The sequence below is a fragment of the Streptomyces erythrochromogenes genome (assembly GCF_036170895.1).
Lineage (GTDB): Bacteria > Actinomycetota > Actinomycetes > Streptomycetales > Streptomycetaceae > Streptomyces > Streptomyces erythrochromogenes.
The window spans coordinates 5,966,232-5,990,304 of the sequence record NZ_CP108036.1; the positions used below are offsets into that span (position 1 = coordinate 5,966,232).

A 24,073-nucleotide genomic window follows, 5' to 3' on the forward strand; every position below is an offset into this window, starting at 1 on the left:
GCGCTTTGACTAGCGAGTCCCGACATGTCCCGGTGATGCTCCAGCGGTGCCTGGACCTGTTGGCCCCGGCGCTGGAGAGGCCCGGGGCCGTCGTCGTCGACTGCACCCTCGGCCTCGGCGGCCACAGCGAGGCCCTGCTGACCCGGTTCCCCGAGGCGCGCCTGATCGGCCTCGACCGCGACAAGGAGGCCCTGCGGCTCTCCGGCGAACGGCTCGCCCCCTTCGGCGACCGGGCCACCCTCGTCCACGCGATCTACGCGGACCTCGCCGAGGTGCTCGACGGCCTGGGCCTCCCGGCCGTCCAGGGCATCCTCTTCGACCTGGGCGTCTCCTCCATGCAGCTGGACGAGGCCGACCGCGGGTTCGCGTACGCGCAGGACGCGCCGCTGGACATGCGCATGGACCAGACGACGGGCATCAGCGCCGCCGAGGTCCTCAACACCTACGCGCCGGGCGAGCTCGTGCGGATCCTGCGCCAGTACGGCGAGGAGAAGCAGGCCAAGCGGATCGTGTCCGCGATCGTCCGCGAGCGCGAGAAGGCCCCCTTCAGCAACAGCGCCCGGCTGGTCGAGCTCATCCGCGACGCCCTGCCCCAGGCCGCCAAGCGGACCGGCGGCAACCCGGCGAAGCGCACCTTCCAGGCGCTGCGGATCGAGGTCAACGGCGAGCTCTCCGGCCTGGAGCGGGCCATCCCGGCGGCCGTGGACCGGATCGCGGTCGGCGGCCGGATCGCGGTGCTCTCGTACCACTCGCTGGAGGACCGCCTGGTCAAGCAGGTCTTCTCGGCGGGCGCGACCTCCACCGCGCCGCCCGGGCTGCCGGTGGTGCCGGAGAAGTACCAGCCGAAGCTCAAACTGCTCACGCGCGGCGCGGAGCTGCCGACCGAGGAGGAGATCGCCGAGAACCGGCGGGCCGCCCCGGCGAGGTTCCGGGGGGTCGAACGCATCCGGGAGGCGCAACTGTGACCAAGGCCGGGAAGGTCGCCACGCTGACCCGCGGGCAGGCGGCCCGCATCGGGCGGGCCCTCGGCGCCCGCCCGGCCCGGCCGCGGCCCGGCGGGCAGGCGGCGCGGATGCCGTTCGTCCTGCTGGTCGTGGCCCTGCTCGCAGGCGGCCTGATCAGCCTGCTGCTGCTGAACTCGGCCCTCAACGAGGGCTCCTTCCAGCTGACCCGGCTGAAGAAGGAGACCACCGCCCTCACCGACGAGGAGCAGGCCCTCCAGCGCGACGTGGACGCCCACTCGGCCCCCGACGCCCTCCAGCGCCGCGCCCGGGAACTGGGCCTGGTCCCGGGCGGCAGCCCCGTCTTCATCGGCCCCGACGGCAAGGTCTCCGGCAGCGTCTCGGTGGCCGAGGCGCCGCCGTCGCCGACCCCGACCCTCCCGGCCCCGCCGCCGGCCGGACCGGGCCAGCCCCCTGCCCCGACCGCATCCCCGGCGCCGGCCCAGCCCGCTCCCTCCGGTAGCCCGCAGTCCAGCCAGACCCCTGGAAGGTGACGTCGTGACGCGGATCCCGTCTGAACCGGCCTCGCCGGCGTTCGAGGCGCGGACGGTGGCCGGGTGAGCCCGCAGGAGCCGCCGCGGCGGCGGGTGCCCGGGCCGGCCAGGCCGTCGCGGCCCGGCGACCGGACCCGGGCCGCCGCCCGCCCGGCCTCGCGCCCGGCGACCCGCCGCCCCGCCGGCCCCCGCAAGCCGCACACCATCCGGCTCGGCAGCCCCCGGCCCCGGCTGCGCCTGGTCGGCGTCGGCCTGACCCTGGTCATGCTCGCCTTCGTCGTACGGCTGCTCCAGGTACAGGCCGTCGACGCCTCGTCCTTCTCCGCCGCGGCCTCCAAGAACCGCTACACCAACGTCAAACTGGCCGCCGAACGCGGCGAGATCACCGACCGCAGGGGCGTGGCCCTGGCCACCAGCGTCGACGCGTACGACATCACCGCCGACCCGAAGATGTTCACCCCGCAGGACAGCAAGGCCCCGGACGCCCCCGAGCAGGCCGCGGCCCTCCTCGCACCCATCCTCGGCAAGGACGCCAAGGAGCTCGCGGAGAAGCTCAGGACCAAGAACAGCCGGTACGTGGTCCTCGCCCAGCGCCAGACCCCGCAGGTCTGGAACCAGATCAAGGACCTCAAGCGGGTCTTCTCGGAGAAGGCGAGCGCCGACAAGAAGAACAACGCCCCCGGCGCCAACGTCCTGGCCGGCGTGTTCAAGGAGGACAGCAGCAAGCGCGTGTACCCCGGCGGGGACCTCGCCGCCGGGATACTGGGTTACGTCAACGCCGAGGGCAAGGGCGGCGGCGGGCTGGAGTCCGCCCTCGACAAGAAGCTGGCCGGCAAGGACGGGGAGATCACCTACGCCCAGTCCGGCGGCCGCAAGGTGCCCACCGCCGGCTCCAGCGAGAAGCCAGCCGTCCCCGGCGACGACATCGAGCTGACCATCGACCGGGACATCCAGTGGGCGGCGCAGAGCGCCATCGCCGAGCAGGTGCAGAAGTCCGAGGCCGACCGCGGCTACGTCATCGTCCAGGACACCCGCACCGGCGAGGTGCTGGCCATGGCCAACGCCCCCGGCTTCGACCCCAACGACCTGACCCGGGCCAGCTCCGCCGCCATGGGCAACGCCGCGCTCCAGGACGTGTACGAGCCCGGCTCCACCGCCAAGGTGATGTCGATGGCGGCCGTCCTGGAGGAGAAGAAGGCGACCCCCGACACCCGCGTCGAGGTCCCCAACCGCCTGCACCGCGGCGACCGGCTGTTCAAGGACGACATCGACCACCCGACCTGGTACCTGACCCTCAACGGGGTCCTCGCCAAGTCCTCCAACATCGGCACCATCCTGGCCACCGGCCAGCTCGGCCCCACCCAGCCCGAGGCCAACAGGGTCCTGCACTCCTACCTGACCAAGTTCGGCATCGGCCGGCCCACCGGCCTGAACTACCCGGGCGAGTCCCGCGGCATCCTCGCCGATCCCCAGGACTGGTCCACCTCCCAGCAGTACACGATTCCCTTCGGCCAGGGACTCTCCCTCAACGCCATGCAGGCGGCCTCGGTGTACTCGACCATCGCCAACGGCGGGGTCCGCATCGAGCCGACGCTGGTCCGCGGCACCAAGGGGCCCGACGGCCGTTTCAACCCGGCCCCGGCACCCGAGCAGAACCGCGTGATCAGCCAGGAGACCGCCAAGACCCTGGCCGAGATGCTCGAATCCGTCGTCGACGACCAGGAGGGCACCGGAACCAAGGCGAAGATCCCCGGCTACCGGGTCGGCGGCAAGACCGGCACCTCCAACCGGGTGGATCCGGCCACCGGCCGCTACAAGGGCTACACCGCCTCCTTCGCCGGCTTCGCCCCGGCGGACAACCCGCGCATCACCGTCTACTGCGCCATCCAGAACCCCACGAAGGGCAGCTACTTCGGCGGCCAGATCTGCGGCCCCATCTACAAGAAGGTCATGGAGTTCGCCCTCAAGACCCTCCAGGTCGCCCCCACCGGCACCGCCCCCGCCGGGCTCCCCGTCACCTACGAGCCCGGCCCGCAGGCCGCCCAGCAGCCCGCCCCGCAGCCCACTCCGCAGCCCGGCCAGTGACCCTCGGCCACGGCCTGCCCGCCAGAAAAGCGTGAGGCACCATCAGTGACAACGATCACCCCGAAACCCGGGAACCGACCGGCCGCCGCAGCCGAGGCCGGGCCCTCACTTCGCGGCCCGGCCGCCGCGCCCGGTACGCTCACCGCCGTGCCCCACGCTGATCAGCCCAGAACCACCCAGCAAGACGCCCCGGCAGCGCCGCCGGGAGCACCCAGGCCCGCGTCCGCCGCTCCGAGCCCGCTGGGCGAGCTGGCCACGCTGCTGGGCGTCCCGTCACCAGGCGCTGCGCAGATCACCGGGATCACGCACGACTCCCGTGCGGTCCGCCCGGGAGACCTGTACGCGGCCCTGCCCGGAGCCCGGACCCACGGTGCCGAATTCGCCGCCCAGGCCGCCGGCCTCGGCGCCGCCGCCGTGCTGACCGACCCCTCGGGCGCCGAACGCGCAGCGGCCACCGGCCTGCCGGTCCTGGCCGTCGCCGACCCGCGCGGCCGGATGGGCGAACTCGCCGCCGCGATCTACGGCCACCCCGGCGAAGGCCTGCTCCAGATCGGCATCACCGGAACGTCCGGCAAGACCACCACGGCGTACCTCGTCGAGGGCGGCCTGCGCGCGGCCGGCCGCAGTACCGGTCTGGTCGGCACCGTCGAGATGCGCATCGGCGACGAGCGCATCAAGTCCGAGCGGACCACCCCCGAGGCCACCGACCTGCAGGCCCTCTTCGCGGTCATGCGCGAACGCGGCGTCGAGGCCGTGGCCATGGAGGTCTCCAGCCACGCCCTGGTGCTCGGCCGCGTCGACGGCTGCGTCTTCGACGTCGCCGTCTTCAACAACCTGAGCCCCGAGCACATGGAGTTCCACTCCGACATGGAGGACTACTTCCAGGCGAAGGCGGAGCTCTTCACGCCCCGCCGCGCCCGCCTGGGCGTGGTCAACCTCGACGACGAGTACGGGCGCCGCCTCGCCAAGGAGGCCACCGTCCCGGTCGTCACCTTCTCCGCCGCGGGCGACCGGGCCGCCGACTGGCGCGCCGAGGACGTCGTCACCGGCCACATGGACTCCACGCTCACGCTGGTCGGCCCCGAGGGGCAGCGCGTGCGCGCCAAGGCCCCGCTGCCCGGCCCGTTCAACGTCGCCAACACCGTCGCCGCGATCGTCACGCTCGCCGCCGCCGGCCTCGACCCGCAGACCGCCGCCGACGGCGTCGCCGCGGTCCCCGGGGTCCCCGGCCGGCTGGAGCGGGTGGACGCGGGACAGCCGTACCTCGCCGTCGTCGACTACGCGCACAAGACGGACGCCGTGGAGTCGGTCCTGCGCGCCCTGCGCGAGGTCACCACCGGCAAGCTGCACATCGTCCTCGGCTGCGGCGGCGACCGCGACACCACCAAGCGCGCCCCGATGGGCGCCGCGGCCGCCCGGTTCGCCGACGTGGCCGTCCTGACCTCCGACAACCCGCGCTCCGAGGACCCGCTCGCGATCCTCGCCGCGATGTTCGGCGGCGCCGTGTCCGTACCGCCCGCCGAGCGCGGCACCGTCCTCGTCGACGCCGACCGGGCGGCGGCCATCGCCGCCGCCGTCGCGCGCGCCGAGCCCGGCGACACCGTGCTCGTGGCCGGCAAGGGCCACGAGCAGGGCCAGGACACCGCAGGGGTCGTCCGGCCCTTCGACGACCGCACGGTGCTCCGCGCCGCGATCGAACGCCAACTCGTGCTCGATCGAACCAACCAGGTCCGACAGGCCGAGGTGAACCAGTGATCGCCCTTTCCCTCGCCGAGATCGCCGACATCACCGGCGGGCGGCCCCACGACATACCGGATCCGTCCGTACAGGTCACCGGTCCCGTGGTCTACGACTCCCGCGAGGTCGGGCCGGGCAGCCTGTTCGCCGCCTTCGTCGGCGAGCGGGTCGACGGCCACGACTACGCCGAACGCGCACTCGCCGCCGGCGCCGCGGGCGTCCTCGCGACCCGGCCCGTCGGCGTCCCGGCCATCGTCGTCCCCGACGTGGTGGCCGCCCTCGGGGCGCTCGCCCGGGCCGTCGTCGCCCGCCTGGGCACCGACGTCGTGGCCCTCACCGGGTCCGCCGGCAAGACCTCCACCAAGGACCTCATCGCGCAGGTGCTCCAGCACCACGCGCCCACCGTGTGGACCCCCGGAAACCTCAACAACGAGATCGGCCTGCCGATCACGACGCTGCGCGTCACCGAGGACACCCGGCACCTCGTCCTGGAGATGGGCGCCCGCGGCATCGGACACATCCGCTACCTCACCGGACTGACGCCCCCTCGGATCGGTCTGGTGCTCAACGTCGGCACCGCGCACATCGGCGAGTTCGGCGGCCGCGAGCAGATCGCGCAGGCCAAGGGCGAGCTCGTCGAGGCGCTGCCGGCCGAGGCGGAGGGCGGCGTCGCCGTCCTGAACGCCGATGACCTGCTCGTTCGTGCCATGGCCGCGCGCACGAAGGCCCGTACGGTGCTGTTCGGCGAGGCCGACGACGCCGAAATCCGGGCCACGGAAGTCCGCATGACGGACAAGGGGCAGCCTTCCTTCACACTGCACACACCGACCGGGTGCAGCGACGTGACCTTGCGGCTGTACGGTGAGCACCACGTGTCGAACGCGCTCGCCGCGGCCGCCGTCGCCCACGTCCTGGGCATGTCCGTCGAGGAGATCGCCACCGCGCTCTCCGGGGCGGGCACGCTGTCGCGGTGGCGGATGGAGGTCACCGAGCGGGCGGACGGTGTGACGATCGTCAACGACGCCTACAACGCGAACCCGGAGTCCATGCGGGCCGCACTGCGCGCGCTCGCCGCGATGGGCGGTGGCGGCAGGGCGAACGGGGGGCGCACGTGGGCGGTGCTCGGCCCGATGGCCGAGCTCGGAGACGACGCTCTCGCCGAGCACGACGCGGTCGGACGACTTGTCGTCCGGCTCAACGTGAGCAAGCTCGTCGCGGTCGGGGGCAGGGAAGCCTCCTGGCTGCAACTGGGCGCATATAACGAGGGTTCGTGGGGTGAGGAGTCGGTGCTCGTGTCCGACGCGCAGGCGGCGGTCGACCTGTTGCGCAGTGAACTGCGCCCGGGTGACGTCGTGCTGGTGAAGGCTTCCAGGTCGGCCGGTCTGGAGCGGGTGGCGCAGGCCCTGCTCGAGGGCACTGTCGAGGGCGAGGTCACCGGCCGATGAGGCAGATCCTGTTCGCCGGTGTCATCGGCATGTTCCTGACCGTCATCGGCACGCCGCTGCTGATCAAGCTGCTGGCCCGCAAGGGCTACGGCCAGTTCATCCGCGACGACGGCCCGCGCGGCCACGCCGGGAAGAAGGGCACGCCCACCATGGGCGGTATCTCCTTCATCCTGGCCACGCTCGTCGCGTACGCGCTGACGAAGGTCATCACCGGTGAGGAGCCGAGCTTCTCGGGCCTGCTCGTCCTGTTCCTGATGGCCGGCATGGGCCTCGTCGGGTACCTCGACGACTACATCAAGATCGTCAAGCGGCGTTCGCTGGGTCTTCGGGCCAAGGCCAAGATGGCCGGCCAGCTGATCGTCGGCATCGCCTTCGCAGTGCTCGCACTCCAGTTCAAGGACTCGCGCGACCTCACCCCGGCCTCCACCAAGCTGTCGTTCGTCACGGACTTCGGCTGGTCGATCGGCCCGGTGCTCTTCGTGGTCTGGGCGCTGTTCATGATCCTGGCCCTGTCCAACGGCGTGAACCTCACCGACGGTCTGGACGGTCTGGCCACCGGCGCCGCCGTGATGGTCTTCGGCGCCTACACCTTCATCGGCGTCTGGCAGTTCCAGGAGTCGTGCGCGATGGCCGCCGACCTCACCAACCCGAACGCCTGCTTCGAGGTCCGCGACCCACTCGACCTCGCGGTCGTCGCCTCCGCCCTCATGGGCGCCTGCTTCGGCTTCCTGTGGTGGAACACCTCGCCCGCCAAGATCTTCATGGGCGACACCGGTTCGCTCGCCCTCGGCGGCGCGCTCGCGGGCCTCGCCATCTGCTCCCGCACGGAGCTCCTGGTGGCGCTCCTCGGCGGCCTCTTCGTGCTCATCACGATGTCGGTCGTCATCCAGGTCGGCTCCTTCAAGCTGACCGGCAAGCGCGTCTTCCGGATGGCGCCGCTCCAGCACCACTTCGAACTCAAGGGCTGGTCCGAGGTCCTCGTCGTGGTCCGCTTCTGGATCATCCAGGGCATGTGCGTGATCGTGGGTCTCGGTCTCTTCTACGCGGGATGGGCAGCCGACAAGTGAGCGCCTCCGACCTGGCCGGCCTGCTCGGCCCCGACGCCCTGGGCCGGTTCGGCCTGCCGGGCCGGATCACCGTGGCCGGCCTCGGCATCAGCGGCATCAGCGCCGCCCGGGCGCTTGCCGGGCTGGGCGCCCGCGTGACCGTCGTCGACAACGGCGACGGCGACGCGCACCGGGCCAGGGCGGCCGAGCTCGCGGAACTGGGCATCGAGGTCCGCCTCGGTCACCTGCCCGACGGCGCCCGGGCCGGCGAGACCCTGCCCGAGGGCACCGAACTGGTCGTCACCTCGCCCGGCTGGCAGCCGCAGAGCCCGCTCTTCCTGGCCGCCGCCGAGGCGGGCGTCGACGTCGTCGGCGACGTCGAGGTCGCCTGGCGGCTGCGCGCGGCCGGCGTGGAGCTCCGCGCCGCCCGCAGCGCCGCGGCCGAGGGCACCGGCGAAGGGGCCGGCGCGGACCCGGCCGGGCCCGCCGAATGGCTCGCCGTCACCGGCACCAACGGCAAGACCACCACCGTCCAGATGCTCGCGTCGATCCTGAAGGCCGCAGGGCTGCGCACCGCCGCCGTCGGCAACATCGGGACCCCGATCATCGACGTGGTGCTCGGCGAGCAGCAGTACGACGTCCTCGCCGTCGAACTCTCCAGCTACCAGCTGCACTGGGCGCCCTCCCTGCGCGTCCACTCGGCAGCCGTCCTCAACCTGGCCCCCGACCACCTCGACTGGCACGGCTCGATGCAGGCGTACGCCGCCGACAAGGGCCGCATCTACGAGGGCAACACGGTGGCCTGCGTCTACAACGTGGCCGACAAGGCCACCGAGGACCTGGTCGTCGAGGCCGACGTCGAAGAGGGCTGCCGCGCGATCGGCTTCACCCTCGGCGCCCCCGGCCCCTCCATGCTCGGAGTCGTCGACGGCATCCTCGTCGACCGGGCCTTCGTGGAGAACCGGCAGAAGAACGCCCAGGAGCTCGCCGAGGTCAAGGACGTCAACCCGCCGGCCCCGCACAACATCGCCAACGCGCTCGCCGCCGCGGCCCTGGCCCGCGCCTACGGCGTGGAGCCGCGCGCCGTCCGCGACGGGCTGCGCGACTTCCGTCCGGACGCCCACCGGGTCGCCCGGGTGGACGAGGTCGCCTCGGTCGTCTACGTCGACGACTCCAAGGCCACCAACACCCACGCGGCGGAGGCCTCCCTCGCCTCCTTCGACAAGGTCGTCTGGATCGCCGGCGGCCTCGCCAAGGGCGCGACCTTCGACGAGCTCGTGCAGAAGTCGGCCGCGCGGATGCGCGGCGCCGTCCTGATCGGCGCCGACCGGGCGTTGATCGCCGAGGCGCTGGCGCGACACGCCCCCGAGGTCCCGGTCGTCGACCTCGACCGGACCGACACTGGGGCGATGCTCGCAGCGGTCCGGGAGGCGGCCGCGCTCGCCGAGCCCGGCGACACGGTCCTGCTGGCACCGGCCTGCGCCTCGATGGACATGTTCGCGAACTACAACAAGCGCGGGGACGCGTTCGCCGACGCGGTGCGCGAACTGGCCGCCGAGAACGCCGCGGACACGGCCTAGGCCGGGGGCGCCGGGACTGGTTCCCTCCGGCCGGATGCTCGCCTCTTACGAGTGGAGGGGAAGATCACAGATGCCGGCCAAGCAGATGCTGCCGGGGCGGCGGCCGTCCGCCGTGAAGGCGCAGGGCCGCAAGCGCCCCGGGGTGAGTGTGAAGCGCCCTGGGCGGCCCCCCGGGCGCGGGCCGCTGGCCGGCCTCCGGCGCACGCAACAGCAGTTGCGCAGGGCGTGGGACCGCCCGCTCACGGCCTATTACCTGATTTTCGGCAGCTCCCTGCTCATCACCGTGCTCGGTCTGGTGATGGTGTACTCCGCTTCCATGATCAAAGCGCTCCAGCTGGGCCTGGGCGACGCGTACTTCTTCAAGAAGCAGTTCCTCGCCGCCCTCATCGGCACGGTGCTGCTGCTGGTCGCCTCCAGGATGCCGGTGAAGCTGCACCGGGCCCTGTCCTACCCGGTGCTCGCCGGGACGCTCTTCCTGATGGTCCTGGTCCAGGTCCCCGGGATAGGGGTCTCGATCAACGGCAACCAGAACTGGATCTCCCTCGGCGGCCCGTTCATGCTGCAGCCCAGTGAGTTCGGCAAGCTCGCACTGATCCTGTGGGGCGCCGACCTGCTGGCCCGCAAGGGCGACAAGGGGCTGCTGAGCCAGTGGAAGCACCTGCTGGTGCCCCTGGTCCCCGTGGCCTTCCTGCTCCTCGGGCTCATCATGCTGGGCGGGGACATGGGCACCGCGATGATCCTCGGCGCCATCCTGTTCGGCCTGCTCTGGCTCGCGGGGGCCCCGACGCGGATGTTCGTCGGCGTGCTCGCCTTCGCGGGTGCGATCGTCGCACTGCTCATCAAGACCAGTCCGCACCGGATGGACCGCCTGGAGTGCATCGGTGCGACAGAACCGGGCAAGAACGACCTTTGCTGGCAGGCCGTACACGGGATCTACGCCCTCGCGTCGGGCGGCTGGTTCGGTTCCGGCCTGGGTGCAAGTGTGGAAAAATGGGGTCAACTACCCGAAGCCCACACCGACTTCATCTTCGCCATCACGGGGGAGGAACTGGGACTGGCGGGGACGCTGTCGGTGCTCGCCCTCTTCGCGGCTCTAGGCTATGCGGGTATCCGCGTGGCCGGACGCACGGAGGACTCCTTCGTACGGTTTGCCGCGGGAGGCGTGACCACCTGGATCACGGCCCAGGCCGTGATCAACATCGGTGCGGTGCTCGGCCTGCTGCCGATCGCCGGAGTCCCGCTCCCGCTGTTCTCCTACGGGGGGTCCGCCCTGCTGCCGACCATGTTCGCGGTCGGACTGCTCATCGCCTTCGCGCGGGAGGAGCCGGCCGCGCGCGCGGCCCTCGCGATGCGGCAGCCGAAGACCGGCTGGAGGCGGACCGGGGTGAGATGGAAGTCGATGAGACGGCGCGTCAAGAAGCGTCCGTCCGGAGAGCGGTGAATTTCGGTGCATGTCGTACTCGCCGGTGGGGGGACCGCCGGCCACATCGAGCCGGCGCTCGCCCTCGCGGACGCCCTGCGCAGGCAGGACCCTTCAGTGGGCATCACCGCCCTGGGCACCGAGCGCGGACTCGAAACCCGCCTGGTGCCGGAGCGCGGCTACGAACTGGGGCTGATCCCCGCCGTACCGCTGCCCCGCAAGCCCACCCCGGAGCTGATCACCGTCCCCGGACGGCTGCGCGGCACCATCAAGGCCGCGGAGGAGATCCTCCTGCGCACCAAGGCCGACTGCGTCGTCGGCTTCGGCGGCTACGTGGCCCTGCCCGGCTACCTCGCGGCCAAGCGGCTCGGGGTGCCGATCATCGTCCACGAGGCCAACGCCCGGCCCGGACTGGCCAACAAGATCGGCTCCCGGTACGCGCACGCCGTCGCGGTCTCCACGCCCGACAGCAAGCTGCGCGGCGCCCGCTACGTGGGCATCCCGCTGCGCCGCTCCATCTCCACCCTCGACCGGGCCGCCGTACGCCCCGAGGCCCGCGCCGCCTTCGGCCTGGACCCCAACCTGCCCACGCTGCTGGTCTCCGGCGGCTCGCAGGGCGCCCGGCGCCTCAACGAGACGATCCAGCAGGTCGCTCCGACCCTCCAGCGCTCCGGCGTGCAGATCCTGCACGCGGTCGGGCCGAAGAACGAACTGCCGCGTGTCGACAACATGCCCGGGATGCCGCCCTATGTGCCGGTACCGTACGTGGACCGGATGGATCTCGCCTACGCCGCCGCCGACATGATGCTGTGCCGCGCGGGAGCGATGACCGTCGCCGAACTGTCCGCCGTCGGGCTGCCCGCCGCCTACGTCCCGCTGCCGATCGGCAACGGCGAACAGCGGCTCAACGCCCAGCCGGTGGTCAAGGCCGGCGGCGGCCTGCTCGTGGACGACGCGGAACTGACGCCCGACTGGGTGCTCAGCCAGGTCCTCCCGGTGCTGTCCGACCCGCACCGCCTGTACGAGATGTCCCGCGCCGCCGGTGAGTTCGGCCGCCGGGACGCCGACGAGCTGCTGGTCGGCATGGTGTACGAGGCGATCGCAGCCCACCGAGCCCGCTGACGCGGGAGCACGGACGCAGGAGGCACAGGAGTGGCCGGAGCGACGACCGCACAGCGCGGAACCCCGTCTTCTGATCGGCCCGGCCGGTCGCCCCGCAAGGGCGACGGCTCTCCCAAGCCGTCCAAGGGTCCCAAGTCCGCGAAGGCCCGGAAGGGGACCGCCCCACGGGGCCCCGGCAAGCACCTGCGCCGGGGCCCTGTGCTGGCGTCCCTGGCCGCCGCGGTACTTCTCGTCTCCGGCTGCACCTGGGTCCTCTACGGGTCCTCCTGGCTCCGCGTCGAGAAGGTCACCGCCACCGGCACGGAGGTGCTCACCCCCGAACAGGTGCTCGCCGCCGCGGCCGTACCGGTCGGCTCACCCCTCGTGAGCGTCGACACGGACGAGATCGAGAGCCGTGTCCGCGGGCGTCTGCCCCGCATCGATTCGGTCGATGCGGTGCGGGCCTGGCCGCACGGGATCGGACTCAAGGTGACCGAACGCAAACCCGTCCTGCTCATCAAAAAGGACGCCAACTTCGTGGAAGTGGACGCATCGGGTGTGCGATTCGACACGGTTCCGAAAGCACCCGCGGGTGTTCCGGTCCTCGAATTGAACGCCGGGGGCTCCCCGAGCGCCCGCCGCTTCGACGAAGAGCGGCTGCTGCACGAGGCCGTGCTCGTCGCCGGATCCCTCCCGGCGCCGATCGCCAAGGAAACCGTGCAGGTCAAGGTGGGTTCCTACGATTCGATCGTGCTGGAGCTGACCGGAGGCCGGTCCGTGCGGTGGGGCAGCGGCGAACAGAGCGACGCGAAGGGGCGTGCGCTGACCGCTTTGCTGAAAGCCGCTCCGAAGGCCGGCCACTTCGACGTGAGCGTTCCCACCGCCCCTGCGGCGGCCGGGAGTTGACGTCAGGTCGAACAGCGACGCACCCTGGTTGGCCAGCGATACGGGTGATCACATAGGGTGAAAAGAAAAACGGGAGGTTCGGCGTGTTCGTTGAACACGCGCTACTTGTCGACTTAGTGTCCTGTTCGGAAGAGTCCAAGGAACAGACACACCCCTAACCCTAAACTTCAGGGTGAGGGTTCGGGTCGGCGCGTTCGGACCGTCCCTATTTCGGCATCAGTCGTCGCAACGCAGGCCCGCGAGGCGGCGACACGTAACTCGAGGCGAGAGGCCTTCGACGTGGCAGCACCGCAGAACTACCTCGCAGTCATCAAGGTCATCGGTGTCGGCGGCGGTGGTGTCAATGCCATCAACCGAATGATCGAGGTCGGTCTCAAGGGCGTCGAGTTCATCGCCATCAACACCGACGCCCAGGCGCTGTTGATGAGCGACGCCGACGTCAAGCTCGACGTCGGCCGTGAACTCACCCGGGGCCTCGGCGCCGGAGCCAACCCGGCCGTCGGTCGCAAGGCGGCAGAGGACCACCGCGAGGAGATCGAGGAGGTCCTCAAGGGGGCCGACATGGTCTTCGTCACCGCCGGTGAGGGCGGCGGCACCGGCACCGGCGGCGCACCCGTCGTCGCCAACATCGCGCGCTCGCTGGGCGCCCTGACGATCGGTGTGGTCACCCGGCCGTTCACCTTCGAGGGCCGGCGCCGCGCGAACCAGGCGGAGGACGGCATCGCCGAGCTCCGCGAAGAGGTCGACACCCTCATCGTCATCCCCAACGACCGCCTGCTGTCCATCTCGGACCGCCAGGTCAGCGTCCTGGACGCCTTCAAGTCGGCGGACCAGGTCCTGCTCTCGGGCGTCCAGGGCATCACCGACCTCATCACCACCCCGGGTCTGATCAACCTCGACTTCGCCGACGTCAAGTCCGTGATGTCCGAGGCCGGCTCGGCCCTGATGGGCATCGGCTCGGCCCGCGGCGACGACCGCGCGGTGGCCGCCGCCGAGATGGCGATCTCCTCGCCGCTGCTGGAGGCGTCCATCGACGGCGCCCGCGGCGTGCTGCTCTCCATCTCCGGCGGCTCCGACCTCGGTCTCTTCGAGATCAACGAGGCCGCGCAGCTGGTGAGCGAGGCGGCGCACCCCGAGGCGAACATCATCTTCGGCGCCGTCATCGACGACGCGCTCGGCGACGAGGTACGGGTCACCGTCATCGCGGCCGGGTTCGACGGCGGACAGCCCCCGGCCCGCCGGGACAACGTCATCGGCGCCGCGTCCACGAAGCGCGAGGAGCCCGCCCCGGCTCCGGTCCGCGCCGCCGAGCCGGTCCGCCCGGCCTTCGGCGGACTCGGCACGGTCCCCCCGCGCGAGGAGCCCCCGGCCCCCGTCGAGGCGGCCCCGGTCGAGGTCCAGGCCCCCGCGCCGCAGGTCCCCACGGCCCGGCCGTACCAGGACAGCCCGGCCGAGGAACTGGATGTCCCGGACTTCTTGAAGTGACACCGGAGCAGCATCACGTGGGCGGCGCCCACTTCGCCTTCACCGACCGGTGGGGCGGAGTGAGCGCCGTTCCGTACGAAGAGCTCAACCTCGGCGGCGCGGTCGGAGACGACCCGGCCGCCGTTGTCGCGAACCGGGCCCTGGCCGCGCGGTCCCTGGGACTCGACCCGGACCAGGTGGTCTGGATGAACCAGGTGCACGGCCGGGACGTGGCGGTGGTCGACGGACCCTGGGGGGAAGCGGAGATCCCGGCCGTGGACGCGGTGGTGACCGCCCGTCGGGGGCTCGCCCTCGCCGTGCTCACCGCCGACTGCACGCCGGTCCTGCTGGCGGACCCCGTCGCCGGCGTCGTCGGGGCCGCCCACGCCGGACGGCCCGGGCTGGTCGCCGGAGTGGTGCCGGCGGCGGTGGAGGCGATGGTCTCCCTCGGCGCCGAGCCGGGGCGGATCGTCGCCCGCACCGGGCCCGCGGTCTGCGGGCACTGTTACGAGGTGCCGGCGCAGATGCGGGAGGCGGTGGCCGAAACGGTCCCCGCCGCCCGGGCCGAGACCAGCTGGGGGACACCGGCGGTCGACGTGGTCGCGGGGGTGCACGCGCAGCTCGCGGAGGCGGGGGTGGTGAACGGCCTCCGTTCCCCGGTCTGCACACTGGAGTCGCGGGACCACTTCTCGTACCGCCGTGACCGGGTGACCGGACGGCTTGCCGGATATGTCTGGTTGACGGAGCTTTCCCGGGGGGAGACCCCCGGATCCCCGGGGGAAAAGAAGAATGACGGATCGTAAGTCGGAGCTCGCCGAGAACCTGGCGCGGGTGGAGGAACGTATCTCGTCCGCGTGCGCGGCGGCGGGCCGAGGGCGGGAGGAGGTGACCCTCATCGTGGTCACCAAGACCTACCCCGCGAGCGACGTACGACTGCTGGCGGAGCTGGGCGTCCGTCATGTTGCTGAGAATCGCGACCAGGATGCCGCCCCCAAGGCCGCGGCCTGCGCGGATCTGCCGCTCACCTGGCACTTCGTCGGCCAGTTGCAGACCAACAAAGTCCGTTCCGTGGCGGGATACGCGCACGTGGTGCAGTCCGTCGACCGGGCCCGGCTCGTGAGTGCCCTCTCGGCGGCCGCGACGGGTGCGGGCCGTGAGATCGGCTGCCTCGTCCAGATCGCCCTCGACGCCGAGTCGGGCGAGCGGGGGACCCGGGGCGGGGCCGCACCGGAGCAGCTCGCGGAGTTGGCGGACCTCGTCGCCGGGGCACCCGGACTGCGGATCGACGGACTGATGACCGTCGCACCGCTGTCCGGCCACTACGCGGGACGCGAACAGGCCGCCTTCGAGCGGTTGGTGGAATTGTCATCCCGCCTGCGCGCGGACCATCCGACTGCCACGATGGTGTCGGCCGGGATGAGCGCAGACCTGGAACAGGCCGTTGCGGCCGGTGCGACACATGTACGCGTCGGCACTGCGGTACTCGGCGCGAGACCCCGGCTCGGGTAACGTCGCGAAGAAAGTCGGACCACAGCAGAAAATATGGTCATTCCCGTCGATGAGCGGGCAGACCACGTGGATCGCGGGCAGTTGGTGACATTCGTGACACGGCGGCACCTGCGACAGGGCGATCCACCACAGAGCGGAGGACTCGGAGAATGGCCGGCGCGATGCGCAAGATGGCGGTCTACCTCGGCCTCGTGGAGGACGACCGGTACGACAACCCGGGGTACGACCCCGACGACGAGTTCGAGCCCGAGCCGGAGATGGAGCGGGCTCGGGAGCGGGATCGCCGACAGCAGCCCGTGCACCAGTCGCCCGTATCGGACGAACCGGTACGAGTCGTACAGCCTCCGGCGCAGCGGGAGCCCATCCCAATTCCGGTGGAAAACGGACGTCCTGCGCGAATTGCCCCCGTGGCATCCATCACACCTGATCGCACGAACCTGGAGAAGAACGCCCCCGTGATCATGCCCAAGGTCGTCTCCGAGCGGGAGCCGTACCGCATCACGACACTGCACCCCCGGACCTACAACGAGGCCCGTACCATCGGGGAACACTTCCGTGAGGGCACTCCGGTGATCATGAATCTCACGGAGATGGACGACACGGATGCGAAGCGTCTCGTGGACTTCGCCGCCGGACTCGTGTTCGGTCTGCACGGCAGCATTGAACGCGTGACACAGAAGGTGTTCCTGCTGTCGCCTGCTAACGTCGATGTCACGGCGGAGGACAAGGCCCGCATCGCGGAGGGCGGGTTCTTCAACCAAAGCTAGACCGATCCGTCAGATACGGGACCGGGAACAGATCGGGAAACGGGGAGAGGGAAGCACGGGATGGGCATCGCGCTGCAGGTGGTCTACGTCGTGCTGATGTGCTTCCTGATCGTGCTGATCTTCCGACTGGTCATGGACTATGTGTTCCAGTTCGCACGTTCATGGACACCCGGCAAGGCGATGGTGGTCGTTCTGGAGGCCACCTACACTGTCACCGATCCACCGCTCAAGCTCCTTCGGCGGTTCATTCCGCCGTTGCGTCTCGGCGGCGTGGCACTCGACCTGTCCTTCTTCGTTCTGATGATCATCGTTTACATCCTCATCAGCTTCGTGAGCACCGCTGCGAGAAGCGTGTGAACGATGAGCTTCCCCGTACGCGCGGGGACGGTCCCGATACGGTCTTGCCGACTGCCGACGACTACGTAGAGGTGAAGAAGACATGCCGCTGACTCCCGAGGACGTGCGGAACAAGCAGTTCACGACCGTCCGCCTCCGAGAAGGCTATGACGAGGACGAGGTCGATGCCTTCCTCGACGAGGTCGAGTCCGAACTGACGCGCCTGCTGCGCGAGAACGAGGACCTGCGCGCCAAGCTGGCCGCCGCCACGCGCGCCGCCGCGCAGAACCAGCAGCAGCAGGGCATGCGCAAGCCCGAGCCCCAGGACCAGCGCGGCCCCGGCGCCCCCGTGCCCGCGGCCATATCCGGCCCGCCGCAGCAGCAGAACCCGCAGATGGGCCCGCCCCAGCTGCCGGGCGGCGCACCGCAGCTCCCGCCGGGCCCCGGCGGCCAGGGCCAGCAGGGCCCCGGCCCGATGGGCGGCCCCATGGGCGGCCCCATGCAGCAGCACCCCATGGGCGGACCGCAGGGCATGGGCCAGCAGCCCATGGGCCAGCAGCAGTCGATGGGCGGCCAGAACCCGCTCGGCCAGCAGATGCAGCCCATGGGCCAGCAGATGCAGCCGATGGGTCAGCAGATGCAGCCGATGGGTCAGCCCATGCAGCAGATGCAGCAGCAGCCGCAGCTCCCGCAGCAGGGCCCCGGCGGCGACAGCGCCGCCCGCGTCCTGTCCCTGGCGCAGCAGACCGCCGACCAGGCGATCGCGGAGGCCCGTTCCGAGGCCAACAAGATCGTCGGCGAGGCCCGGTCGCGCGCCGAGGGCCTGGAGCGGGACGCCCGCGCCAAGGCCGACGCGCTGGAGCGGGACGCCCAGGAGAAGCACCGCGTCGCGATGGGCTCCCTGGAGTCCGCCCGCGCCACGCTGGAGCGCAAGGTCGAGGACCTGCGGGGCTTCGAGCGTGAGTACCGTACGCGTCTGAAGTCCTACCTGGAGTCGCAGCTGCGCCAGCTGGAGACCCAGGCGGACGACTCCCTGGCCCCGCCGCGCAACCCGGCCGGTCCCGCGCTGCCCCCGTCGCCGTCGCCCTCGATGGCTCCGGCCGGTGCGATGGGCCACTCCATGGGCGGCCCTTCCATGGGCGGTCCGTCCATGGGCGGTCCCTCCCCGATGGGTGCCGGTCCGTCCTACGGCGGCCAGCAGCAGATGTCCCCGGCGATGACCCAGCCGATGGCTCCGGTGCGGCCGGCTGCGCCGCAGCCGATGCAGGCGCCGTCGCCGATGCGGGGCTTCCTGATCGACGAGGACGACAACTAAGCGCCGCCGCGCAGTCGGCAGTCACGGGCCGGGCCCGGTTCCCCTTCGGGGGCACCGGGCCCGGCCCGTTCCCGTACCGGGTGCGGGCCGGTGGCCGCCGTTGCCCTGGCCGGGCGCTGCCCTTGTCTTCCGGGTGCGGCCCGGTGGCCGCGCCTCAATCGCCGGCGGGGCTGGGTTTGGCTTCGGGTGGGGCGGTGCCCCTCCGGGGGCTCTCCTCGGCTCGGCGCGTGCGGGTGTGTCGCGGCGAGGCGGCCTGGGTTGCGCGCTCGTCCTGCGGGGAGCCCCCGGAGTGTCCCCGCCCCACGGCCCCCGGGTGCGAGGCGGGCCGGCACCGCCCGTTGGGGGTGTGGGGACGGTGGGGGGTGTCCCCGCAGGACGAGCGCGCGACCACCCCGTCTGGCCCGTGACGTGCCCGCACGCGCCGAGCCGAGGAGACACCCCCCGGCGGCACCGCACCTCCACCCCCCCCGATCCCGACCCCGCCCAGGGGACACCAAACCAGCCCCGCCGGCGATTGAGGCGCGGCCACCGGGCCGCACCCGGGGCACTACGGCAGCGGCCAGCCGCAGACGCGAACGGCCCGCACCCCCCCGGGAGGGGAGGGGCGGGCCGTTGTCGTGCGGGCTACGCCTTGCGGAGGCGGAACGTCAGGGACAGGGGCTCGTCCGTGAAGGGGTCGCCGTAGGCGGCGTCGGCGTCGGCGGCGCCGGACGCGAAGTCCGTGGCGAGCACCTCGTCCGCGATGAGGCCGGCGTGGTCCGTCAGGGCCGTCACGACCTCCGGGTCCGAGGAGGACCACCGCAGGGCGATCCGGTCCGCCACGTCGAGGCCGGAGTTCTTCCGGGCCTCCTGGATCAGCCGGATCGCGTCACGGGCCAGGCCCGCCAGCCGCAGCTCCGGGGTGATCTCCAGGTCCAGGGCCACCGTCGCGCCCGAGTCGGACGCCACCGACCAGCCCTCGCGCGGGGTCTCGGTGATGATGACCTCCTCCGGGGAGAGGGAAACGGACTCCCCGTTCACCTCGACCTCGGCGGAGCCGGACCGCAGGGCCAGCGACAGCGCCGCCGCGTCGGCCGCGGCCACCGCCTTCGCCACGTCCTGGACGCCCTTGCCGAAGCGCTTGCCCAGCGCGCGGAAGTTCGCCTTCGCCGTCGTGTCCACCAGGGACCCGCCGACCTCCGAGAGGGAGGCAAGGGAGGAGACGTTCAGCTCCTCCGTGATCTGGGCCTGGAGCTCGGGGGAGAGCGCGTCGAAGCCCACCGCGCCGACCAGCGCCCGGGAGAGCGGCTGGCGGGTCTTCACACCCGACTCCGCGCGGGTCGCGCGGCCCAGCTCCACGAGGCGGCGTACGAGCTGCATCTGCTGCGACAGGGCGGGGTCGATCGCCGCCGTGTCCGCGACCGGCCACGTCGAGAGGTGGACCGACTCGGGGGCCTCCGGTGTGACCGGGACCACCATGTCCTGCCAGACCCGCTCCGTGATGAACGGGGTCAGCGGGGCCAGCAGCCGGGTGACCGTCTCGACCACGTCGTGCAGGGTGCGCAGCGCGGCCGCGTCGCCCTGCCAGAAGCGGCGGCGCGAGCGGCGGACGTACCAGTTGGACAGGTCGTCCACGAAGGCGGAGAGGAGCTTGCCGGCCCGCTGGGTGTCGTAGGACTCCATCGCCTCCGTGACCTCGGAGACGAGGGCGTGGAGTTCCGAGAGGAGCCAGCGGTCGAGGACCGTGCGGTCCGCCGGGGCCGGGTCGGCCGCCGAGGGCGCCCAGTTCGACGTACGGGCGTACAGGGCCTGGAAGGCGACCGTGTTCCAGTACGTGAGGAGGGTCTTGCGGACGACCTCCTGGATCGTGCCGTGGCCCACGCGGCGGGCCGCCCACGGGGAGCCGCCGGCCGCCATGAACCAGCGCACCGCGTCCGCGCCGTGCTGGTCCATGAGCGGGATCGGCTGGAGGATGTTGCCCAGGTGCTTGGACATCTTGCGGCCGTCCTCGGCGAGGATGTGGCCGAGGCAGACCACGTTCTCGTAGGACGACTTGTCGAAGACGAGGGTGCCGACCGCCATCAGCGTGTAGAACCAGCCGCGCGTCTGGTCGATGGCCTCCGAGATGAACTGCGCCGGGTAGCGCTTCTCGAAGATCTCCTTGTTCTTGTACGGGTAGCCCCACTGCGCGAACGGCATCGAGCCCGAGTCGTACCAGGCGTCGATGACCTCCGGCACGCGGACCGCTTCGAGGGAGCAGCCCTCGTGCGTGCAGGTGAAGGTGACCTCGTCGATGTACGGGCGGTGCGGGTCCAGGTTCGAGTGGTCCTGGCCGGACAGCTCGGAGAGCTCGGCGCGCGAGCCGACGCAGGTGAGGTGGTTCTCCTCACAGCGCCAGATCGGCAGCGGGGTGCCCCAGTAGCGGTTGCGGGAGAGCGCCCAGTCGATGTTGTTGTTCAGCCAGTCGCCGAAGCGGCCCTGCTTGACGGAGTCCGGGAACCAGTTGGTCTTCTCGTTCTCCCGCAGCATCGCGTCCTTGACGGCGGTGGTGCGGATGTACCAGGACGGCTGCGCGTAGTAGAGCAGGGCCGTGTGGCAGCGCCAGCAGTGCGGGTAGCTGTGCTCGTAGGCGATGTGCTTGAAGAGCCGGCCGCGCGCGTCGAGGTCGGCGGTCAGCTTCTCGTCGGCCTTCTTGAAGAAGACGCCGCCCACCAGGGGGACCTCCTCCTCGAAGGTGCCGTCGGGGCGGACCGGGTTCACGACGGGCAGGCCGTACGAGCGGCAGACCGCGAGGTCGTCGGCGCCGAAGGCGGGGGACTGGTGGACCAGACCGGTGCCGTCCTCGGTCGTGACGTACTCGGCGTTCACGACGTAGTGGGCCGGGGCCGGGAACTCGACCAGCTCGAAGGGGCGCTCGTAGGTCCAGCGCTCCATCTCCTTGCCGGTGAAGGACTCGCCGGTGGCCTCCCAGCCCTCGCCGAGGGCCTTCTCCAGCAGCGGCCGGGCGACGACCAGCTTCTCCTCGCCGTTCGTGGCGACGACGTAGTCGACCTCGGGGTGCGCGGCCACGGCCGTGTTGGACACCAGGGTCCACGGGGTGGTCGTCCACACCAGCAGCGCCGCCCGGCCCGCGAGCGGGCCGGAGGTCAGCGGGAAGCGGACGTAGACGGAGGGGTCGACGACGGTCTCGTAGCCCTGGGCCAGCTCGTGGTCGGACAGACCGGTGCCGCAGCGCGGGCACCAGGGGGCGACGCGGTGGTCCTGGGTGAGCAGACCCTTGTTGAAGATCTCCTTCAGCGACCACCACACGGACTCGACGTACTCGGGGTCCATGGTCCGGTAGGCGTCGTCCAGGTCGACCCAGTAGCCCATGCGGGTCGTGAGCTCGGTGAACGCGTCGGTGTGGCGGGTCACGGACTCGCGGCACTTGGCGTTGAACTCGGCGATGCCGTACGCCTCGATGTCCTGCTTGCCGTTGAAGCCCAGCTCCTTCTCGACGGCGAGCTCGACGGGCAGGCCGTGGCAGTCCCAGCCGGCCTTGCGGGCCACGTGGTAGCCGCGCATCGTGCGGAAGCGGGGGAAGACGTCCTTGAAGACGCGGGCCTCGATGTGGTGCGCGCCGGGCATGCCGTTCGCGGTGGGCGGGCCCTCGTAGAAGACCCACTCGGGGCGGCCCTCGGACTGCTCCAGGGTCTTGGCGAAGGTCTTGCTCTCGCGCCAGAAGTCGAGGACCGCGTGCTCGAGGGCAGGCAGGTCGACCTGGGCGGGTACCGGGCGGTACTGCGGCGGTGTGGTCATGAGGCTGAACTCTTCCTCCGGCGGGGTGTCGCTTCCGTCCGGAGGGACGAGAGCCGACTGCTGCTCCCGCGGTACCACCCTCCTTGGCCGCCGGACGGATCCGGTGGCCCCCTCATTGGGGTGCGAAGCCGGTTCTACTCGCCCTGCGGGGGACCCGCGGCTTTCTTCCGGCGGCTCAGGGGTGATCCTTCACGTCGCGCTCGCCCCCGGGCTCTCACCGTCCCCGGGTCGCTCCTGGCTGCGTCCGACGCTACTCGTCCCCGTCCATGCCTTTCGCTGGGCCCAGTGTACGGGTGCGGGGGGTGCTCGGCAGACCGGTTTACGGGGGCCCCTGCGGGGCCTGCGGCCACGGCGTGGCGGGGGTGCGGCCGGGGGGCCGGGGCGGGGCCGGGAGTGACCCGAACGGGCCATCGGGGCCGCAGCGGCATCGGGTGGGGCGGGAGGGGCGGATTACCGGGCCTCCGGATGGGCACAACGGATGCAGGTTGACCTCGACGGATGCGTGCCCCGTTGCCGCGGGAGCGGAGCCGATTTATCGTTCCGGCACGATTCGCGAGCAATATCACAGTATGTGAAGGGGCCGCGGCCATGGTGGCGAAGAAGACAGCGGTCTCCGGGGACCCGGCTCCCGCCGAGAAGGCGACGGCGGCCCGTAAGACGGCCGCCAAGAACGCATCGGCGAAGAAGGCACCGGCGAAGAAGTCGGCCGTGGCCGAGAAGGCTCCGGCCGAGAAGGCGACCGCGGCCGGGAAGAAGACGACCGCAGTCAAGAAGACGACCGCCGTCGAGAAGCGGACGGCCACGGCCAAGAAGGCCGCGGCCGAGGGGGCGGCGCACGCCGCGAAGCAGACTGGAGTCCGGAACGTGGTTGCCAAGAAGAGCACCGGCGCGGCGCGGCAGACGGCCGCGGCCGCCACGAGCGGGCTCCCCAAGACCCGGGTCACGGCGGCGGCCGCCGCCGCCCCCGGTGAGCTAGCGGTACGGCCCGGGGAGGACCCCTGGGCGCCCCAGGAGGTCGAGGAGGCCCGCGCGGAGCTGGTGTCGGAGGTGCTGCGGCTGCGCGCCGAGCTCGACGCCTCCGAGGTGGCCATCTCCGGCCTGATGCGGGACTCGGGCGACGGCGCCGGCGACGACCAGGCCGACACGGGCACCAAGAACATCACGCGCGAGTCGGAGCTCGCGCTCGCGGCCAACGCCAGCTCCATGCTGGAGCAGACCGAGCGGGCCCTGGAACGGCTGGAGGCGGGCACGTACGGGCTCTGCGAGAACTGCGGGCAGCCCATCGGGAAGGCCAGGATGCAGGCCTTCCCGCGGGCCACGCTGTGCGTGGACTGCAAGCAGAAGCAGGAGCGGCGGCACTAGGGGGCACCGGGGGGTGCGGCGGTCGGTGACGGGAAAGGCGGCAGGCGGGGCGGGCGGTGTGCGGGGGCCCTGACGTACCCTCGTCTGGTCAGGGTCCAGGAGAAGCCTGGGTCGGCTAGTTCGAGGGACTCACGTGGCAGAGGCGGAGCGCATCATCGGTACGCCGGAGGTCGGGGACGACGCCCAGCCGGAGTCGGCCGCGCCCAAGGGGCGTCGGCGGATCGCGGCTTTGCTCGTCGTGGCGGTGCTCGCCTACCTGCTGGACCTCGGCACCAAGATGCTGGTCGTGGCGAAGCTGGAGCACCAGCCGCCGATCGAGATCATCGGCGACCTGCTGAAGTTCGAGGCGGTCCGCAACCCGGGCGCCGCGTTCGGGTTCGGCGAGGCCTTCACCATCATCTTCACCGGCATCGCCGCGGCCGTGATCGTGGTGATCGTGCGGCTGGCGCGCAAGCTCTACAGCCTGCCGTGGGCGATCGCCCTGGGGCTGCTGCTCGGCGGTGCGCTGGGCAACCTGACCGACCGGATCTTCCGTTCGCCGGGCGTTTTCCGCGGGGCGGTCGTCGACTTCATCGCGCCGGCCCACTTCGCCGTCTTCAACATCGCCGACTCGGCGATCGTGTGCGGCGGCATCCTCATCGTGCTGCTGTCGTTCAAGGGCCTGGACCCGGACGGCACCGTCCACAAGGACTGATCGAAGCGCTGATCGCGGGACGGCCCGTCCGCCC

Annotated in this window: 19 protein-coding genes; 18 read left to right on the forward strand and 1 reads right to left on the reverse strand. The window is 71.6% G+C overall.

Annotated features, from left to right (window positions below; all coding sequences use genetic code 11):
* Positions 1 to 35: 35 nt before the first annotated feature.
* From rsmH to OHA91_RS27365, 16 genes are all read left to right on the forward strand, one after another.
* Positions 36 to 965 (forward strand): 16S rRNA (cytosine(1402)-N(4))-methyltransferase RsmH, encoded by a 930-nt coding sequence (gene rsmH, locus OHA91_RS27290; RefSeq protein WP_031149480.1) that lies wholly within the window; start codon positions 36 to 38, stop codon positions 963 to 965.
* The gene (locus OHA91_RS27295; protein WP_031149478.1) at positions 962 to 1,495 is read left to right on the forward strand and encodes a hypothetical protein; all 534 of its coding nucleotides are present in this window, start codon (positions 962 to 964) and stop codon (positions 1,493 to 1,495) included. The genes rsmH and OHA91_RS27295 overlap by 4 nt, the downstream gene beginning before the upstream one ends.
* Positions 1,496 to 1,558: 63 nt before the next feature.
* A complete protein-coding gene (locus OHA91_RS27300) occupies positions 1,559 to 3,580 on the forward strand; it encodes a peptidoglycan D,D-transpeptidase FtsI family protein (protein WP_107064678.1) in 2,022 nt (673 codons plus the stop codon).
* A 45-nt stretch (positions 3,581 to 3,625) separates the two neighbouring features.
* Positions 3,626 to 5,335 (forward strand): UDP-N-acetylmuramoyl-L-alanyl-D-glutamate--2,6-diaminopimelate ligase, encoded by a 1,710-nt coding sequence (locus OHA91_RS27305; RefSeq protein ID WP_031149473.1) that lies wholly within the window; start codon positions 3,626 to 3,628, stop codon positions 5,333 to 5,335.
* Complete coding sequence (locus OHA91_RS27310) at positions 5,332 to 6,762, forward strand: UDP-N-acetylmuramoyl-tripeptide--D-alanyl-D-alanine ligase (RefSeq protein WP_031149471.1); 1,431 nt, start codon at positions 5,332 to 5,334, stop codon at positions 6,760 to 6,762. The genes OHA91_RS27305 and OHA91_RS27310 overlap by 4 nt, the downstream gene beginning before the upstream one ends.
* Complete coding sequence (gene mraY, locus OHA91_RS27315) at positions 6,759 to 7,829, forward strand: phospho-N-acetylmuramoyl-pentapeptide-transferase (protein WP_031149469.1); 1,071 nt, start codon at positions 6,759 to 6,761, stop codon at positions 7,827 to 7,829. The genes OHA91_RS27310 and mraY overlap by 4 nt, the downstream gene beginning before the upstream one ends.
* Positions 7,811 to 9,388 (forward strand): UDP-N-acetylmuramoyl-L-alanine--D-glutamate ligase, encoded by a 1,578-nt coding sequence (murD, locus tag OHA91_RS27320; RefSeq protein WP_245240066.1) that lies wholly within the window; start codon positions 7,811 to 7,813, stop codon positions 9,386 to 9,388. The genes mraY and murD overlap by 19 nt, the downstream gene beginning before the upstream one ends.
* Positions 9,389 to 9,458: 70 nt before the next feature.
* A complete protein-coding gene (ftsW, locus tag OHA91_RS27325; RefSeq protein WP_031149465.1) occupies positions 9,459 to 10,829 on the forward strand; it encodes a putative lipid II flippase FtsW in 1,371 nt (456 codons plus the stop codon).
* A gap of 6 nt (positions 10,830 to 10,835) precedes the next feature.
* Positions 10,836 to 11,930, forward strand: coding sequence for an undecaprenyldiphospho-muramoylpentapeptide beta-N-acetylglucosaminyltransferase (gene murG, locus OHA91_RS27330; protein WP_031149462.1), 1,095 nt, complete (start codon positions 10,836 to 10,838; stop codon positions 11,928 to 11,930).
* A gap of 30 nt (positions 11,931 to 11,960) precedes the next feature.
* A complete protein-coding gene (locus tag OHA91_RS27335) occupies positions 11,961 to 12,815 on the forward strand; it encodes a cell division protein FtsQ/DivIB (protein WP_408059189.1) in 855 nt (284 codons plus the stop codon).
* 279 nt (positions 12,816 to 13,094) lie between these two features.
* Complete coding sequence (gene ftsZ / locus OHA91_RS27340; protein ID WP_031149457.1) at positions 13,095 to 14,300, forward strand: cell division protein FtsZ; 1,206 nt, start codon at positions 13,095 to 13,097, stop codon at positions 14,298 to 14,300.
* Between the two features lie 17 nt (positions 14,301 to 14,317).
* Complete coding sequence (pgeF, locus tag OHA91_RS27345; RefSeq protein WP_031149455.1) at positions 14,318 to 15,082, forward strand: peptidoglycan editing factor PgeF; 765 nt, start codon at positions 14,318 to 14,320, stop codon at positions 15,080 to 15,082.
* Entirely contained in the window at positions 15,069 to 15,788 is a 720-nt protein-coding gene (locus tag OHA91_RS27350) for a YggS family pyridoxal phosphate-dependent enzyme (protein ID WP_328740204.1), read from the forward strand. The genes pgeF and OHA91_RS27350 overlap by 14 nt, the downstream gene beginning before the upstream one ends.
* Positions 15,789 to 15,937: 149 nt before the next feature.
* Complete coding sequence (locus tag OHA91_RS27355) at positions 15,938 to 16,555, forward strand: cell division protein SepF (RefSeq protein WP_030774792.1); 618 nt, start codon at positions 15,938 to 15,940, stop codon at positions 16,553 to 16,555.
* A gap of 60 nt (positions 16,556 to 16,615) precedes the next feature.
* Entirely contained in the window at positions 16,616 to 16,912 is a 297-nt protein-coding gene (locus tag OHA91_RS27360) for a YggT family protein (RefSeq protein ID WP_030664053.1), read from the forward strand.
* Positions 16,913 to 16,994: 82 nt separating this feature from the next.
* Complete coding sequence (locus OHA91_RS27365; RefSeq protein ID WP_031149445.1) at positions 16,995 to 18,206, forward strand: DivIVA domain-containing protein; 1,212 nt, start codon at positions 16,995 to 16,997, stop codon at positions 18,204 to 18,206.
* A 624-nt stretch (positions 18,207 to 18,830) separates the two neighbouring features.
* Here the strand turns inward: OHA91_RS27365 and ileS are convergent.
* Positions 18,831 to 21,983 (reverse strand): isoleucine--tRNA ligase, encoded by a 3,153-nt coding sequence (gene ileS, locus OHA91_RS27370; protein ID WP_266502046.1) that lies wholly within the window; start codon positions 21,981 to 21,983, stop codon positions 18,831 to 18,833.
* A gap of 588 nt (positions 21,984 to 22,571) precedes the next feature.
* Between ileS and OHA91_RS27375 the strand changes: the two genes are divergently transcribed.
* On the forward strand, positions 22,572 to 23,345 hold the full coding sequence (locus OHA91_RS27375; protein ID WP_328740205.1) for a TraR/DksA family transcriptional regulator: 774 nt from the start codon (positions 22,572 to 22,574) through the stop codon (positions 23,343 to 23,345).
* A 133-nt stretch (positions 23,346 to 23,478) separates the two neighbouring features.
* Positions 23,479 to 24,039, forward strand: a complete 561-nt coding sequence (gene lspA, locus OHA91_RS27380; RefSeq protein ID WP_030965020.1) for a signal peptidase II — start codon at positions 23,479 to 23,481, stop codon at positions 24,037 to 24,039.
* Positions 24,040 to 24,073 lie beyond the last annotated feature (34 nt).